At 53.3% G+C, this 15,518-nt stretch carries 13 protein-coding genes and 2 rRNA genes; 7 read left to right on the plus strand and 8 right to left on the minus strand.

Features of this window, described 5'->3' with window-relative positions; translation table 11 throughout:
• The 3 genes from JKP81_RS00005 to JKP81_RS00015 form a co-directional block, all read left to right on the plus strand.
• A 23S ribosomal RNA gene (locus JKP81_RS00005) occupies positions 1 to 96 on the plus strand; the annotation flags it as partial.
• A gap of 93 nt (positions 97 to 189) precedes the next feature.
• Positions 190 to 305, plus strand: a 5S ribosomal RNA gene (rrf, locus tag JKP81_RS00010).
• A gap of 407 nt (positions 306 to 712) precedes the next feature.
• A complete protein-coding gene (locus JKP81_RS00015; RefSeq protein WP_200550102.1) occupies positions 713 to 2,011 on the plus strand; it encodes an MFS family transporter in 1,299 nt (432 codons plus the stop codon).
• A 3-nt stretch (positions 2,012 to 2,014) separates the two neighbouring features.
• On the opposite strand, the gene JKP81_RS00020 is transcribed toward JKP81_RS00015, so the two are convergent.
• The 5 genes from JKP81_RS00020 to trxC form a co-directional block, all read right to left on the minus strand.
• The gene (locus JKP81_RS00020; protein ID WP_200550104.1) at positions 2,015 to 2,335 is read right to left on the minus strand and encodes a YfiM family lipoprotein; all 321 of its coding nucleotides are present in this window, start codon (positions 2,333 to 2,335) and stop codon (positions 2,015 to 2,017) included.
• A gap of 45 nt (positions 2,336 to 2,380) precedes the next feature.
• Positions 2,381 to 3,736: a CDP-diacylglycerol--serine O-phosphatidyltransferase gene (pssA, locus tag JKP81_RS00025; protein WP_200551040.1), complete on the minus strand. Its 1,356-nt coding sequence runs from the start codon at positions 3,734 to 3,736 to the stop codon at positions 2,381 to 2,383.
• 119 nt (positions 3,737 to 3,855) lie between these two features.
• Positions 3,856 to 6,510 (minus strand): protein lysine acetyltransferase, encoded by a 2,655-nt coding sequence (pat, locus tag JKP81_RS00030; RefSeq protein WP_200550108.1) that lies wholly within the window; start codon positions 6,508 to 6,510, stop codon positions 3,856 to 3,858.
• Between the two features lie 32 nt (positions 6,511 to 6,542).
• Positions 6,543 to 7,241 (minus strand): tRNA-uridine aminocarboxypropyltransferase, encoded by a 699-nt coding sequence (locus JKP81_RS00035; protein ID WP_200550109.1) that lies wholly within the window; start codon positions 7,239 to 7,241, stop codon positions 6,543 to 6,545.
• Positions 7,242 to 7,310: 69 nt separating this feature from the next.
• Complete coding sequence (trxC, locus tag JKP81_RS00040; protein WP_020454759.1) at positions 7,311 to 7,730, minus strand: thioredoxin TrxC; 420 nt, start codon at positions 7,728 to 7,730, stop codon at positions 7,311 to 7,313.
• Positions 7,731 to 7,934: 204 nt separating this feature from the next.
• On the opposite strand from trxC, the gene JKP81_RS00045 reads away from it, so the two are divergent.
• Positions 7,935 to 9,053, plus strand: a complete 1,119-nt coding sequence (locus JKP81_RS00045; RefSeq protein ID WP_200550110.1) for a tRNA/rRNA methyltransferase — start codon at positions 7,935 to 7,937, stop codon at positions 9,051 to 9,053.
• A gap of 208 nt (positions 9,054 to 9,261) precedes the next feature.
• Here the strand turns inward: JKP81_RS00045 and ung are convergent, their stop codons facing one another.
• Positions 9,262 to 9,951 (minus strand): uracil-DNA glycosylase, encoded by a 690-nt coding sequence (ung, locus tag JKP81_RS00050; RefSeq protein WP_200550111.1) that lies wholly within the window; start codon positions 9,949 to 9,951, stop codon positions 9,262 to 9,264.
• A gap of 314 nt (positions 9,952 to 10,265) precedes the next feature.
• Between ung and grcA the strand changes: the two genes are divergently transcribed.
• Positions 10,266 to 10,649, plus strand: a complete 384-nt coding sequence (gene grcA / locus JKP81_RS00055) for an autonomous glycyl radical cofactor GrcA (RefSeq protein ID WP_065370323.1) — start codon at positions 10,266 to 10,268, stop codon at positions 10,647 to 10,649.
• A 42-nt stretch (positions 10,650 to 10,691) separates the two neighbouring features.
• On the opposite strand, the gene srmB is transcribed toward grcA, so the two are convergent.
• Entirely contained in the window at positions 10,692 to 12,026 is a 1,335-nt protein-coding gene (gene srmB / locus JKP81_RS00060) for an ATP-dependent RNA helicase SrmB (RefSeq protein ID WP_097407585.1), read from the minus strand.
• Between the two features lie 129 nt (positions 12,027 to 12,155).
• On the opposite strand from srmB, the gene JKP81_RS00065 reads away from it, so the two are divergent.
• Complete coding sequence (locus JKP81_RS00065) at positions 12,156 to 12,893, plus strand: tRNA1(Val) (adenine(37)-N6)-methyltransferase (RefSeq protein WP_200550112.1); 738 nt, start codon at positions 12,156 to 12,158, stop codon at positions 12,891 to 12,893.
• Here JKP81_RS00065 and nadB read toward each other — a convergent pair.
• Positions 12,878 to 14,497: an L-aspartate oxidase gene (nadB, locus tag JKP81_RS00070; protein ID WP_200550114.1), complete on the minus strand. Its 1,620-nt coding sequence runs from the start codon at positions 14,495 to 14,497 to the stop codon at positions 12,878 to 12,880. The genes JKP81_RS00065 and nadB overlap by 16 nt on opposite strands.
• A 423-nt stretch (positions 14,498 to 14,920) precedes the next feature.
• Between nadB and rpoE the strand changes: the two genes are divergently transcribed.
• Positions 14,921 to 15,496, plus strand: coding sequence for an RNA polymerase sigma factor RpoE (gene rpoE, locus JKP81_RS00075; RefSeq protein WP_000003307.1), 576 nt, complete (start codon positions 14,921 to 14,923; stop codon positions 15,494 to 15,496).
• Positions 15,497 to 15,518: the final 22 nt, after the last annotated feature.

The raw sequence follows: 15,518 nt of genomic DNA on the forward strand, positions 1-15,518 counted from the left end.
AAGGAACGTTGAAGACGACGACGTTGATAGGCCGGGTGTGTAAGCGCAGCGATGCGTTGAGCTAACCGGTACTAATGAACCGTGAGGCTTAACCTTACAACGCCGAAGATGTTTTGGCGTGAGAGAGAAGATATTCAGCCTGATACAGATTACATCAGAACGTGAGAACGGTCTGATAGACAGAATTTGCCTGGCGGCACTAGCGCGGTGGCCCCACCTGACCCCATGCCGAACTCAGAAGTGAAACGCCGTAGCGCCGATGGTAGTGTGGGGTCTCCCCATGCGAGAGTAGGGAACTGCCAGGCATCAAACAAGTGAAGAGGCCATCCTGACGGATGGCCTTTTTGCATTTTTACGCAGCGAAACAGCACAGGCGCTCGCCCTGCGATGCCGGTTTTAATCTTTCATCTGCCCGACAGAAAGCCTCATGCGGAACAGACAGTAAGTACCGGAAAACTACCCCGCCTGCCCAATCCAGCACACAACAGGCGTGACTGCCTGCCCAGAAAAAAGCCTCATGCGAAAAATCGGAGCTTTTTTGTACAAGTCCCCATATGCCCCTATTCTGAATTACTTACCTTGCTAAGTTGAAATGTGATGTAAATCACTCCTGATATATAACAAATGTGTAACATTTTGATTTTTGCGCTGAGTGGATATGGATATTCACGAGGTTCATATCTCCCAAATGTTTAGCAGGAGTATCAGTAGAATGGCAGAAAGCAGTGTGACCACACCAGACTCGCTCACCAGCAGCGATACTCGACGCAGGGTATGGGCGATCATTGGCGCTTCATCAGGTAACCTGGTTGAATGGTTTGATTTCTATGTCTACTCCTTTTGCTCCCTCTATTTCGCGCATATCTTTTTCCCCGCCGGCAACGCAACGACTCAGCTATTACAAACGGCGGGGGTTTTTGCCGCAGGCTTCCTGATGCGACCGATCGGCGGCTGGTTATTTGGCCGTATCGCAGACAGGCGCGGACGTAAGGCATCAATGCTTATCTCGGTGTGTATGATGTGCCTGGGATCGCTGGTCATCGCCTGCTTACCCGGTTATGAGTCCATTGGCACCTGGGCGCCAGCATTATTATTGCTGGCGCGCCTGTTCCAGGGGCTATCAGTGGGCGGTGAATACGGTACAAGCGCGACTTATATGAGCGAAGTTGCAGTGGAAGGGCGTAAAGGGTTTTACGCATCATTCCAGTATGTCACGCTGATCGGCGGGCAGTTGCTGGCTCTACTGGTTGTTGTGGTATTGCAACAGGTTCTGAGCGACGAGGATTTACGTGCCTGGGGTTGGCGTATTCCGTTCGCGCTCGGTGCTGCACTGGCTATCGTTGCGCTGTGGCTACGCCGACAACTTGATGAAACCTCGCGGCAAGAGGTACGGACCCTGAAAGAGGCGGGATCGCTAAAAGGGCTGTGGCGTAACCGCAAGGCTTTCATTATGGTGCTTGGTTTTACGGCTGGCGGCTCACTGGCGTTCTACACCTTTACCACCTATATGCAAAAATATCTGGTTAATACCGCCGGAATGCATGCCAATGTTGCCAGCGTCATTATGACAGTTGCGTTATTTGTCTTTATGCTGATTCAACCCGTTATTGGCGCGCTGTCGGATAAGATAGGACGCCGTAATTCAATGTTGCTGTTCGGCGGTCTTGCCACGCTTTGTACTGTCCCGATTCTCAGCGCACTGCATAGCGTTACTTCACCTTATGCCGCGTTCGCGCTGGTTATGCTGGCGTTAGTGATCGTCAGTTTCTACACCTCAATCAGTGGGATCCTGAAAGCCGAAATGTTCCCGGCGCAAGTTCGTGCGTTAGGTGTCGGGTTATCTTATGCCGTGGCGAATGCGCTGTTTGGCGGTTCGGCTGAGTATGTTGCGCTGTCGCTGAAATCGGTCGGTTTTGAAAGCAGTTTTTTCTGGTATGTTACTGTGATGAGCGCATTAGCATTTGTGGTTTCCCTGATGCTGCATCGCAAAGGAAAAGGCATCCGGCTTTAGTGTCTATCTTGCCAGTTGCCACACGGCAAAACCGGTTGTGGCGCCGGCAATATCCCATGCGAAATCTTTCCAGCTCCAGCCGCTCCCTGCCGGGCGGCTATCCCATAACTCTTTCGATGCGCCAAGGCTAACAGAAAACATCAGACCATATATCGCACTGCGGTCACGGCTGGTGCCCTGATGTTGCGCGTATTCGTTCCCGGCTGCCGAAAGCATGGCCGAACCAAGAAAATGTTGTGCTTTATCTTGACCGCTCCAGCTATCGTTCGCCATATGGCTACAGCCTGTCAGCAGCAACGTTGTTGCCAGCAAGGTGTATTTCATTGAAAGACCTGAAAAAAAGCCCCGTCACAGAGACAGGGCTTAATGTTAAAGAATGCGGCTAATCAGCTTATCAATGCGGATACGGCGCAGGCGGCGTATCAGCTTACGCACTTTCACCGGGTAATCCGCAATGCTCTGCAAATCGCGGTAATGATTTACCACGGTGGTGTGCGTGCGAATAAGTTCCAGCTCTTTATCACGCTGTGCAGCCAGCTCATGTTTTGGATCGTGGATAAGCACTGCGTTTTCCAGATCCAGACGCCAGGCGCGTGGGTTCAGGTTGTTTCCGGTGAGCAAGATCCACTCATCATCAACCCACATCCCTTTCAGGTGGTAGCTGTTATCGTCATCTTTCCACAGGCGAACGACGAGCTGATCGGTATTCACATAATATTGCAGGCGGCTTAAGAAACGGCGCAGGTTGATTTCATACAGATAAGGTAACGCGCCAATAATCTTAAACGGCTCATCTTCAGGAATGAAAAAGTCATTCGCCGTCTTATCGCCAACAATGATTTCGACTTTTTTCCCCTCGCGCAGCAACTGAATAATATTGCGAACCAGTACCGCAGGCAGGTTGAAATAGGGCGTACAAATCGTCAGCTTGTGTTCTGCGCACGGCATCAGATGGAAAATCGTCTTATTCAGCAGGCTGGATTTACCCAGACCAACCAGCGGAGTCACTGCCAGTTGTTCGTTATCCGCATCGCCCTGGAAATGGTACGACGCATCACGCAATTCCTGGCGGAACAGGCGGATATCGTTTTTGATTTCCGGGCTTTTCGGACGCTGCGGATCGTCAAGGCGGTTTACGCCGCGGCCCTGGATCAGATTCCGCTCAACCCAGCCTTGCATGACGTCAGCCATCTGCGGATTGCGGATCAACTGATAACGATCATAGCGGTATTTATCGTGCTGATGCAGGTAAACATCGTTAAGGCTCGCGCCGCTATACAGCACGCAGTCATCAATAATAAAGCCTTTGAAGTGGAGCACGCCAAGCGCTTCGCGGGTATTAACCGGCACACCGTAAACGGGAACGACAACGCCCGGGTTTTCCTGCGCCAGACGGCAGTACCAGTCCGCATTGGTATTTGACGCTGCTGCGCCAATACGTCCGCGCTGAGCGCGATGCCAGTCTACGAGGACGCGAACATCCAGCTCCGGGCGCTGGCGTTTTGCTTCATACAGCGCGTTCAGAATTCCTTTCCCGCCATCATCCTGCTCAAGATACAGGGCAATGATATAGATCCGGCGCGTTGCGTTGGCTATCTTCGCAAGCAGCGTCTCCCTGAAATCAGCAGGCGCATAGAAGAACTCTATGTCATCAGCTGACTGAGAAATCTTGGGTAATTGGGCAAGGTGTTGTTGATGTTTATTACGCTTAAATTTTGACAACATCACAGTGCGTTTCTTCTCTGTTTATTGAAGGGTCTTCTGTAGCATGCAGACGACATAAGCGGGCAATAATAACACCGAGCCTGCTAAAGTGGTCAACATTTCCAGTACCTTACTCGGGATTACTCTGTCTGGGTCAGATGGAGCGACAAACCGACTATGCCATCTTCCAGTTGGATATCGACATCGAACCCCAATTTACGCGCCAGTGTCACCATGCCGCGATTGTTGGGCATAGTAATACCATTCAAGCGCTTAAGTCCGTGATCCCGGGTATAACTGATGAGCTTTTCAAGTAAACGTCGTCCGAGCCCGAGCCCTTTCAAATCGGATCGCACCAGCACGGCAAATTCAGCGTCAATATTATCCGGATCGGAAATAGCGCGGGTTACGCCCAAAATCTCTTCGCCCTGATCGGTGCTGCGCACGGCCACGAAGGCCATTTCCCGATCGTAGTCGATCTGCGTCATATTCGCTAAATCATCGTGGGTAAATTCGTTGATCTCGCTAAAATAGCGATAGTAGAGATCTTCTTTTGTCACCCTGGCAATAAATGCCTGTAACTGAGGTTCGTCTTCGGGAAGAATCGGGCGGAACAAGCACTGCTCGCCATTTCTCATCTCAACGCGTTCTTCCAGATGCTGCGGATAGGGGCGAATTGCAAGACGCGTCTCACCGTTCCCGGCGCAGGGCGCAATGGACATCGTGACATCCAGCGCCGTGAATTCGCTGCCGGAGGCCAGTAAAGGGTGAATGTCGAGCCGTTCGATTTCCGGGCAATCGACAATCAAATTTGAGACCTGAACTAAAAACTGGCTCAGACCAGCGATATCCAGCGTGCGTAATGCGCTGCGCCCACGGATCTTTTTACTTTTGATCGACTGAATGACCAGATAGCGCGCCAGATTCATGTTCAGTGGCGGAAGCGCCACGGCGGCTTGATCCTCTGCCCGCCACTCAACGCCGCCTTCACCTAACATGATCAGCGGGCCGAACACCGGATCGTGTTCTACCACGACACGCAGTTCTTGCGCGCCAGCGCGGTTCGCCATGCTCTGCACTTGCAGGCCATGGATGCGCGCTTGCGGCCAGTTCATTTTGACGCGATCGATAATCGCATCAGCAGCCTGCTGCACCTCTTTCGCGGTACGCAGATAAAGCATTACCCCCTGGACTTCCGACTTATGCGGGATATCCGGAGAACGCAATTTCAGCGCGACCGGGTAGCCAATCTGTTCGGCAATATGCACGGCTTCCGCACTGTCGCTGGCAATCCATGTTGGCAGCGTTTGTAATCCCCAGGCGCGCAGGATCGGCTGTACTTCATGGGTATCCAGCGTTGCTGCGCCATCGGCCAGCGCCTGCTGCAGAAGAGTGTGTGCTGCGGCAGTATCTGCTGTCAGGCTTACGGAGATCGCCGGCGTTTCGCGCAGTTGCTTCTGGTTTCGCCGATATTCCACCATATGCATAAAGGCCGTAATGGTGCCTTCAGGCGTTCGATAAGTTGGCAACCCGGCTTCGCTGAACAAACGCCGCGCTTCCTGCGAGGAAAACTCACCGCACCAGTTGGTCAGCACAGTGACATATTTCCCGCGGGAATGCTTTTTCAGCGCGTCAATTAACGCCACCGCGCTTTCGCTGCCTGGTGCGGCGGCGCTGGGTGCATGGATCACCATCAGCGCATCGTAATCCTGGCTATCAAGCAGAATTTTCAACGCTGCGATGTAGCGCTCGCTGCTGGCGTCATCGCGTAAGTCCAGCGGATTAGCGGGTTCCACATACTCCGGCAGTACGGCGCGCAGCTGCGTGATCGTCTCTTCACTCAGTGTGGCCAGCTTGCCGTTGCGTGACCACAGTTCGTCGAGTGCCAGTGCGGCGGGTGCCGCGCCATTACTGATGAGCATCAACCGTTCGCCGCGCAACGGGCGCATATGGCTGAGCGTTTCGACGGCGGAAAAAAGCTCATGGGTATCCTGGACCCGCAATAAACCGGCGCGCTGAATAGCCGCATCCCAGGCCGGATCGAGCCCCGCATGGGAATGCAGCAGACGCTGCGCTTCCGGGCTGCGCCCGCTTTTTATGACCAGAATCGGTTTATTACGCGATGCGCTACGTGCGGCGGAAACAAAGCGGCGGGCATCACTTAGCTGTTCCAGATAGAGTAGAATGGCGCTGGTTTTACTGTCGCGCGCCAGGAAATCGAGCAGTTCATCAACATCAATATCGAGGCTATCGCCGAGTGCGATGAAATAAGAAAACCCCATTTCCCGCTGCTGCGCCCAGTCGAGTATGGTATTGGAGACGGCGGCAGACTGGGAAATAAACGCCAGTTTGCCGCGTGTAATCGGCACCGGCGAGAAACTGGCGTTCAGTCCTTGCCAGGGAGCGAGTAAGCCCAGGCTGTTCGGGCCAAGCAACCGCATCTGGTAGCGGCCTGCGCAGGCGAGCAAATCGGCATGTTGCTCTGGTGGAGCGGAAAGGATAATGCAGGTTTTACACCCCTTTTGGCCGAGCGCCTCAAGCAGCGTCAAATTACGTTTTGCGTGGGTACACAACACCGCAAGATCCGGCGTGAAAGGCAGGCTGGCGACATCCGGCCATGCCAGCACGCCCTGTACCGCTTTATAGGCGGGCGTCACCGGTAAGACAGGACCTGCGAAACCGCCTGCCAGCAAATTGCGCATCATTAAAAAACCCGCGCGATCCGGCTTCATAGATGCACCCACCACCGCAATCGATCGGGGACGTAATAACGCTTCCAGCCCTCGTTGGCTCATACCGGCCTCCGCAAAAGAGTGACCCGATGATATTAAACGTTTTCTGCGGCGTTTGCTGTGATGGCGGGCGAATGATGCGGTTTCCCCGCCAGGTAACGTTCACGAAACAGAGTGAAGTGATCGCCGAGCGCTTGCGCGGCGGTGTTATCGCCAGCCAGATCCAACAGAGCAATAGCCACTTCCGCCGTGCAGTATTGATCGTCTGCGTGCGCTTCCCGTAAGCGATAGGCAGACACGCGTGACAGATCGACGGAGATAACCGGTAATGCATCCAGATAGGGGCTTTTGCGAAACATTTTCCGCGCTTCGGTCCAGGTGCCATCCAGCATAATAAACAGTGGCGGTTTACCCGCAACCGGAGCGCTCAACACCTGACGCTCGCTGCCCGCGTAAGAGGCCGGGAAGACGACCATCGGTTGGTACGCTTCGCTGGTGCATAAATCGATTAGCGCTTGCGGCGGCTCGGTTCGAGACCATTGAAAAGCCTGCGTGTCAGGCAAGATATCGGCAATCAAACGCCCCGTGTTACTGGGTTTCATCGGCTCGGTGTCAAACATGACCAGGCAAAAACGGCTGTTGGCGCAAGCCGGTTTTAAGGTATCACACAGACAGTTTTTCAGCGGCAGCAGGCAGCGCTGGCAGCGGCGAATACGGTTGCCACGCGCCAGAAACGGGCGCGTCGAACGGGCAAGGCGCTCAGCACGGAGTTGGAGAACAGCGTTATTGGTCATGAAGGTCGCGCAAGAAAAACGCCATTGTCGCAGAGCTGAAAACGGGGCACAAGATGCGCCCCGAAGGGATCACAGTGATTCGTTAAGCCAGCTGTCGAACGGCGCTTTTGGCATCGCGCCGCTTAGCATGTCCACCACTTCGCCATTTTTGAACAACATAATGGTTGGAATACTGCGAATGCGGAAACGCGCACTCAGCTCGCGCTCGGCTTCGGTGTTAACTTTTACAAAGCGCACTTTACCGCTGCGCTCTTCCGCGACATCTTCGAAAATCGGTGCGAAGTTGCGGCACGGGCCGCACCACGGCGCCCAGAAATCGACAACCACAGGCAGGTCATCTTTAAGCAGTTTATCCAGGGTTTCGCCAGTCGCATTGATCACATCTCCATCGAACAGCTCATGTCCACAGCGCCCACATTTCGCGCCATCGTTCATTCTTTCTTCAGGAATGCGGTTCAGCGCCTGACAGCTTGCACATACGGTATTCATAACTAACCTCAGGGAAGCGATGGTACAAAGCGGCGTTTCGCCGGTATGTTTCTTCAATGTTACATATTATTGATAAGAAGGTTTTAAACGACAACGCGTTTTATTCAATGAGTACAATAGCCGATAACTTTTGAACGAATTAATGGCTAAGCGCCAGCACATCAGGTAATCTGCGCGCTTCGCGCAGCGCTGGTGGAGAAAAGCATGAACGATGAATTAAAGAATAAAAGCGGCAAGGTCAAAGTGATGTATGTCCGCAGTGATGATGATTCCGATAAACGTGGCTACAACCCGCGCACCGGGAAAGGGCCAGCGCGTAGTGGAACGTCTTCGCGCGGTGGCGATGACCGTCGCACCTCCCGCGATGATAAAGGTCGTGCTGGCCGTGACGACAGAAGTCGTTCTGCCCGCGATGAGCGAGGCCGCCCTGCTCGTGATGACAGAAGCCGCCCGCAGCGAGACAATTTCAGCAACCAGAGTGATTCGCCGTGGCGTACCGTTTCCCGCGCGCCGGGCGACGAAACGCCGGAAAAACCGGATCACGGTGGTATTAGCGGTAAAAGTTTTATCGATCCGGAAGTGTTGCGCCGTCAGCGCGCGGAAGAGACGCGCGTCTATGGCGAAAATGCCTGCCAGGCACTGTTCAGCAGCCGCCCTGAATCGATTGTTCGCGCCTGGTTTGTGCAGAGCGTGACCCCGCGTTTTAAAGAAGCCCTGCGCTGGATGGCCGCGAACCGTAAAGCGTATCATGTGGTTGATGAAGACGAACTGGCGAAAGCCTCCGGCACGGAGCACCACGGCGGCGTGTGTTTCCTGATCAAAAAGCGTAATGGTCTGAGCGTCCAGAAATGGGTGGCGAATGCCGCAGAAGAAGACTGTGTGCTGGCGCTGGAAGATGTGGGCAACCCGCACAACCTCGGCGCAATTATGCGTAGCTGCGCGCATTTCGGTGTGAAAGGCGTGGTATTGCAGGATGCGGCAGTGGTTGAATCTGGCGCGGCAGTCCGTACCGCAGAAGGCGGCGCGGAACATGTTCAGCCGATCACTGGCGATAGCTTTGTCGATGCGCTGGAAGAGTTCCGTCAGGCGGGTTATGCGCTGGTGACGACTTCCAGCCACAACGGAACGCCGCTGTTTAAAGCCGAGTTGCCGAAAAAGATGGTACTGGTGCTGGGCCAGGAGCGTGATGGTTTGTCTGATGTGACGCTATCTCGTGCAGATTTAAGCGTCTCAATTGAAGGCACCGGCAACGTTGAAAGCCTCAACGTTTCTGTCGCAACCGGCGTGTTGCTGGCAGAGTGGTGGCGTCAAAATAAAGCCTGATAACGCAACGTCAGGTGTATTAAAAAATGCCAGCGTAATGCTGGCATTTTTTTATTCTACTCGCTGAAAACCACATCTTGCGGGCGTGGTTATCAACATGCTTTGGCTCTGTTTTATTGCCTTTGGATTTCAATCTCACGAGCCAGGCAGAGGCTTTAGTGCGTCCTTCCTGAGCGTAGTCATTGCCGTCTCTTATAAGGGCGGATTTTTACTCACTTTCGGCCGGGAGTGTCGGCATCCAGTCGATTGGCGCTTCGCCCTGTTTTTCCAGCCATTGATTCGCCAGGACGAAATGGTTACAGCCGAAAAATCCACGGTGCGCGGAGAGCGGTGATGGATGCGGTGCTTTCAGAACATGATGGCGTTTTGTGTCGATAATCGCCCCTTTCTTCTGCGCGTGCGAACCCCAAAGCAGAAATACCACACCTTCGCGATGCTCGTTAATCAGGCTAATCACTTTATCGGTGAAGGTTTCCCAGCCGAAGCTTGCATGCGAGTGCGCCTGACCGGCGCGCACAGTGAGCACGGTATTAAGTAGCAGCACACCCTGACGCGCCCAGCTTTCGAGATAACCATGTTGCGGGCGGACAAAACCCGGAATGCTGGCTTCCAGCTCTTTATACATATTCAGCAGAGAAGGGGGAGGCGCAATGCCCGGAAGAACAGAAAATGCCAAACCGTGGGCTTGTCCCGGGCCGTGGTAAGGATCCTGACCGAGGATTACAACTTTGACATTGCCAAGCTCAGTGAAGCGAAAGGCGTTAAATACATCTTTCTGCGGCGGATAGATGGTTATCCCGGACTGGCGCTCAGCCGCCACCGTGCTAAGGGTGTTAATAAAGTACGGCTGCTGTTTTTCTTCTGCCAGCACATCATGCCATGTTAATGAAGTGGTCATCCCGCTCTCCTGCAACGTTCGTTCCCCGTAGCTTAACTGCTTATTTCTCCGGAACAAAATTCACTGTCGTCCGTGAGCGATAATCCTAAAAATATTTTTAAAATTTACAAAAATTTTAAGTCAGCGCGATTGGCGTAACTTGATATAAAACAAGTATATTCCCCAATGGTCATTTTTACTGTGTGGTTTTTATTGATTTAAATCAAAGAATACCGCATGTCGGACTGGTATATAAACAATCAGACAACAATGGTTTTACCAATTGGCCGGAAAGCATCCGGCGAATCAAATAATGTGCCTAAGGGAGGCTATTCATGATTACTGGTATCCAGATTACTAAAGCTGCCAATGACAACCTGCTGAATTCGTTCTGGCTGCTCGATAACGAAAAAGGCGAAGCACGTTGCGTGTGTGCCAAAGCGGGTTATGCAGAAGATGAAGTGGTTGCGGTTAGCAAACTCGGCGATATCGAATACCGTGAAATTCCGATGGAAGTGAAGCCGGAAGTGCGCGTTGAAGGCGGCCAGCACCTGAACGTTAACGTGCTGCGTCGTGAAACACTGCTTGATGCCGTTGAACACCCGGAAAAATACCCACAGCTGACGATTCGTGTATCCGGTTATGCTGTGCGTTTTAACTCTCTGACTCCAGAACAGCAGCGCGACGTTATTGCTCGTACCTTTACTGAAAGCCTGTAATTTCAGGCACACATAAAAACGCCGGGATATCCCGGCGTTTTTTTACTCTTCTGTATTTTGCGGCGCAGTACTTGCAGCGCTCGGCTTACGTCGTTTACCAATGTTTTTGGTGTCACGATGGCGTTGCTTCACGCGCGGCTTCTCTTTTTCTTTCTCTTTTTTCTTCTCTGCGCGCTTCGCCAGCACTTTCTTCGACGGTTTGCCAGTCAGCTTTTCACTGGGCGCTCGCGTTTTTGCACGCAATTCATCTATCACGCGCGGCTTCAGCGGTTCTTCAACATAACGGCCAATTTTACCCAGCAGCAGATGATCGTGCGCTTCAACCAGAGAAATCGCGGTGCCTTTACGGCCTGCGCGACCCGTACGACCGATGCGGTGCAGGTAGGTATCGCCGCTGCGCGGCAGATCGAAGTTAAAGACGTGGCTGACATCGTCGATATCAATGCCGCGAGCGGCGACATCGGTGGCGACCAGTACATTCACACGGCCTTCCGTCAGCCGTTTAATCGCTTCGTTACGCTTCGCCTGCACCATCTCACCTTCGAGATAGCAGTTGTTAATGCCCGCTTCACGCAGCCAGTTCGCCAGCTCATGCACACGTTCGCGTTTGCGCACAAACACGATAGAGCGGCTGACTTCAGGTTGCTTGAGCAGATGTACCAGCAGCGCGGTTTTATGGGCGACGTCATCGGCACGGTAGTACCATTGGTGAATTTTTTTGCGCTCACGCGTTGATGGCGTGGCGGAAACTTCGACAGGATCTTCCAGCAGGCGCTCGGCAAAATTTTTAATCGCCTCGCCTTCCAGCGTCGCGGAGAACAGCATGGTCTGCTTGCGCCAGCGGGTTTCACCGGCAATGTGCTCGATATCTTGCGCGAAGCCCATGTCCAGCATGCGGTCTGCTTCATCAAGGATTAGCGTCTCTACCGCGCGGCAGTCGAAGTTCTCTTCTTTAATATATTGCAGCAGGCGGCCAGTGGTCGCGACCACGATATCCTGGTTTTCGCTGAACACTTCCGCGTGGTTCATATACGCTACACCGCCGGTAATGGTGGCAATATCCAGATGCGTGTTAGCGGCAAGCTCGCGCGCGTGATCGGCAACCTGCATCGCCAGCTCGCGGGTCGGCGTCAGGATCAGGATGCGCGGCGGGCCGGATTTTTTACGCGGGAAGTCCAGAAGGTGCTGCAACGCAGGCAGCAGATATGCCGCTGTTTTACCGGTGCCGGTAGGGGCGGAACCGAGGACATCACGCCCTTCAAGCGCAGGCGGAATGGCGGCGGCCTGGATGGCGGTCGGGCGTGTAAAGCCTTTGCTCTGGAGCGCGTCCAGCAGGCTGTCGTCAAGTTCGAGTTCGGAAAAAGTCGTTACAGTCATGATCTACCTCTGTGTGGGGCGCCGATTATAGACGTTACGGCTGCAATCTTCATCTGTTGTCTGCTTATCGCTTTTCCAGCGCTTTGCTTTCCCCTATGCTACACCGGTTTCCGAATCGAGGTTGTAAAGATGTCCCAGTCAAAGGCTCAGTTGCGCCGTGACGGCTTCACGTTTAAAGAATTCTTTGTTGCTCACGATCGCTGTGCCATGAAAGTGGGCACCGATGGGGTGATGTTAGGCGCATGGGCGCCGGTTTCCAAAGCGCGGCATGTGCTGGACATTGGTACCGGTAGTGGGCTGCTGGCGCTGATGCTGGCGCAACGCACATCGCCAGAAGTAACAATTGATGCCGTCGAGCTGGATGAGTACGCTGCCGGGCAGGCGCAGGAAAATGTTCAGGCTTCGCCGTGGGCTGAGCGCATTACCGTGCATCAGGCGGATATCTGCCAGTGGAGCACGGAAAATACCGCGCGCTACGATCTGATTGTCAGCAACCCGCCCTATTTTGACGAAGGGGTACAATGCGCCACGCCGGAGCGCGAAAAAGCGCGCTATACCACAACGCTTGATCATCAGTCCTTGCTGGAAATTGGCGCAACGCTGATTACGGAAGAGGGTTATTTCTGCGTCGTTCTGCCGATTGAAATCAGCGAAGCCTTTGTCAGCAAAGCGCAGACACTGGGCTGGCATCTGCGTTTGCGTACGGATGTAACTGAAACAGAAAGCCGTTTGCCTCATCGCGTCCTGTTGGCATTTTCTCCGCGAGACGGCGAATTGTTTGCCGATCGTCTGGTGATCCGTGGGCCAGATCAGCGTTACTCAGAGAGTTACACCGCGCTGACCCAGGCGTTTTATCTGTTTATGTAGTTTTGTGGCGAGAGCACCGTCGGGCCGGATTCCGGCAGTAAATTGGGGTGATCCAGCGTGAAATGCAACCCACGGCTCTCTTTACGCGCCATTGCACAGCGGACAATTAATTCCGCGACTTGCACCAGGTTGCGTAGCTCCAGCAGGTTATTCGAAACACGGAAGTTCGCATAGTATTCATCGATTTCCTGCTGTAGCAGCGTTATACGGCGCAGTGCGCGCTCAAGGCGTTTAGTGGTGCGCACAATGCCGACGTAATCCCACATAAACAGCCGTAATTCGTGCCAGTTGTGTTGCAGAATCACCCGTTCATCGGCGTCGTCCACGCGGCTTTCATCCCATGCTGGAAGCGTCGTAGCCGCCTGGGCATGCGGTAGCCGGTGGGCGATATCTTTTGCCGCCGACCAGCCATAGACCAGGCACTCCAGCAGTGAATTCGACGCCATGCGGTTCGCGCCGTGTAAACCGCTATAGCTCACTTCCCCAATCGCATACAGCCCGTCGACATCGGTACGCCCGCGATCATCAATCATGACGCCGCCGCAGGTGTAATGTGCTGCCGGTACAATCGGAACGGGCTTTTTGGTTAAATCAATGCCAAGCCCGAGCAACTTTTCGTAAATCATCGGGAAATGGTGACGAATAAATTCAGCCGGTTTATGGCTAATATCGAGATACATGCAATCGACGCCGAGACGTTTCATTTCATGATCGATCGCGCGGGCGACCACATCGCGTGGCGCTAATTCACCTCGCGCGTCAAAATCGGGCATGAAACGCGTGCCGTCCGGGCGTTTCAGATGCGCGCCTTCACCGCGTAACGCTTCCGTGAGCAGGAAATTGCGTGCTTGCGGGTGGAACAGTGCAGTAGGGTGAAATTGATTAAACTCCAGATTCGCCACCCGGCAGCCCGCACGCCAGGCCATTGCAATGCCGTCACCGGAGGCGATATCCGGATTGGTGGTGTACTGATAGACCTTCGAGGCGCCGCCGGTTGCCAGCACCACGGCTTTTGCCTGACAGGTTTCCACCTGTTCTTTATTACGGTTCCACACCCACGCGCCCACTACGCGGCGCGTTCCGGCCAGGCCAATTTTGTCGGAGATAATCAGATCCACCGCATTGCAGCGCTCAAGCACGCGAATGTTCGGATGGTTAATCGCCTGGGAGACCAGCGTGTTTTCGACCTCTTTGCCCGTCGCGTCGGCGCTATGCAGGATGCGGCGGTGGCTATGCCCGCCTTCACGCGTGAGGTGGTAACTGGCTTCGCCGTTGGCAGCAACTTCGGTATCAAACAATACGCCTTGATCAATCAGCCACTGGACACACTGGCGCGCGTTGCTGGCGACAAACTCCGCTGCGTGGCGCTCAACAATTCCGGCGCCGGCAATGAGCGTATCTTCCACATGCGATTCGATGCTGTCGGTTTCATCAAATACCGCAGCGATACCGCCCTGAGCATAAAATGTCGAACCTTCGCTAATGGGACCTTTGCTTAAAACAATGACCCTATGTTTGTCTGCAAGCCGCAAAGCCACCGAAAGACCGGCCGCGCCGCTGCCGATGACCAGTACATCACAGGAGAGTTCAGGAGTCGTTTTCATGGTTTGTTTAATTTACTAAACAGTGTTTGCGCAGCATAGCACCGTAAGCGGGAGATGATCACTGTTTTTTGCGATTTTTGTACTAATGGCTAAACATGATGATCGGGTCGGAAATATCCATCCAGGAAAAAGATATTAAGAAGCAGTTTGTTAGCTAAGGTGTATTAGAGGTGAAAAAAAAGCGGTATTGCGTTACTCTCTGGCGATCTTAAGGTCTTTTCTTTGAGAAAACACATTGTTCAAAGTTTGCAGACTTATAATGAGTCAGAATGAAAAGTCTGTAGAACGATGCACAAAAACAAAGGCGTAACGGAACTTTATTACAGACCGGTCCTCTAATTGGCTGCTTGCTCATATTGTGCAGTATTGGAGTGGCGTTTCTGGATACGCGTGGAAATTGGTTTTGGGGAGACTTTACCTCGGATGAGCGAGCAGTTAACGGATCAGGTCCTGGTCGAAAGGGTCCAGAAAGGAGATCAGAAAGCGTTCAACTTACTGGTGGTGCGCTACCAGCATAAAGTGGCGAGTCTGGTTTCCCGTTATGTCCCTTCGGGCGATGTGCCTGATGTCGTACAAGAGTCATTTATAAAAGCCTATCGCGCGCTTGATTCATTCAGGGGGGATAGTGCTTTTTATACCTGGCTGTACCGAATTGCGGTTAATACAGCGAAAAATTACCTGGTTGCCCAAGGGCGCAGGCCGCCATCCAGTGATGTGGACGCAATTGAAGCAGAAAACTTCGAAAGTGGCGGTGCACTGAAAGAAATTTCGAACCCTGAGAACTTAATGTTGTCAGAAGAACTGCGACAAATAGTTTTCCGTACCATTGAGTCGCTCCCGGAAGATTTACGCATGGCAATCACGTTGCGGGAGCTGGATGGCCTGAGTTATGAAGAGATTGCGGCCATAATGGATTGTCCGGTAGGTACCGTTCGTTCGCGTATCTTCCGTGCGCGGGAAGCTATTGATAATAAAGTTCAACCGCTTATCAGGCGTTGACGATAGCGGGATACTGAAAAAG

Origin of the sequence: Kosakonia sp. LAM2021, assembly GCF_016620385.1 — a bacterium.
Lineage (GTDB): Bacteria > Pseudomonadota > Gammaproteobacteria > Enterobacterales > Enterobacteriaceae > Kosakonia > Kosakonia sacchari.

Bases quoted from the DNA above. Each gene is read 5' to 3' on its own strand.
- JKP81_RS00015 (WP_200550102.1), top strand. From the start codon at position 713: ATGGCAGAAAGCAGTGTGACCACACCAGACTCGCTCACCAGCAGCGAT.
- JKP81_RS00020 (WP_200550104.1), bottom strand. From the start codon at position 2,335: ATGAAATACACCTTGCTGGCAACAACGTTGCTGCTGACAGGCTGTAGC.
- pssA (WP_200551040.1), bottom strand. From the start codon at position 3,736: ATGTTGTCAAAATTTAAGCGTAATAAACATCAACAACACCTTGCCCAA.
- pat (WP_200550108.1), bottom strand. From the start codon at position 6,510: ATGAGCCAACGAGGGCTGGAAGCGTTATTACGTCCCCGATCGATTGCG.
- JKP81_RS00035 (WP_200550109.1), bottom strand. From the start codon at position 7,241: ATGACCAATAACGCTGTTCTCCAACTCCGTGCTGAGCGCCTTGCCCGT.
- trxC (WP_020454759.1), bottom strand. From the start codon at position 7,730: ATGAATACCGTATGTGCAAGCTGTCAGGCGCTGAACCGCATTCCTGAA.
- JKP81_RS00045 (WP_200550110.1), top strand. From the start codon at position 7,935: ATGAACGATGAATTAAAGAATAAAAGCGGCAAGGTCAAAGTGATGTAT.
- ung (WP_200550111.1), bottom strand. From the start codon at position 9,951: ATGACCACTTCATTAACATGGCATGATGTGCTGGCAGAAGAAAAACAG.
- grcA (WP_065370323.1), top strand. From the start codon at position 10,266: ATGATTACTGGTATCCAGATTACTAAAGCTGCCAATGACAACCTGCTG.
- srmB (WP_097407585.1), bottom strand. From the start codon at position 12,026: ATGACTGTAACGACTTTTTCCGAACTCGAACTTGACGACAGCCTGCTG.
- JKP81_RS00065 (WP_200550112.1), top strand. From the start codon at position 12,156: ATGTCCCAGTCAAAGGCTCAGTTGCGCCGTGACGGCTTCACGTTTAAA.
- nadB (WP_200550114.1), bottom strand. From the start codon at position 14,497: ATGAAAACGACTCCTGAACTCTCCTGTGATGTACTGGTCATCGGCAGC.
- rpoE (WP_000003307.1), top strand. From the start codon at position 14,921: ATGAGCGAGCAGTTAACGGATCAGGTCCTGGTCGAAAGGGTCCAGAAA.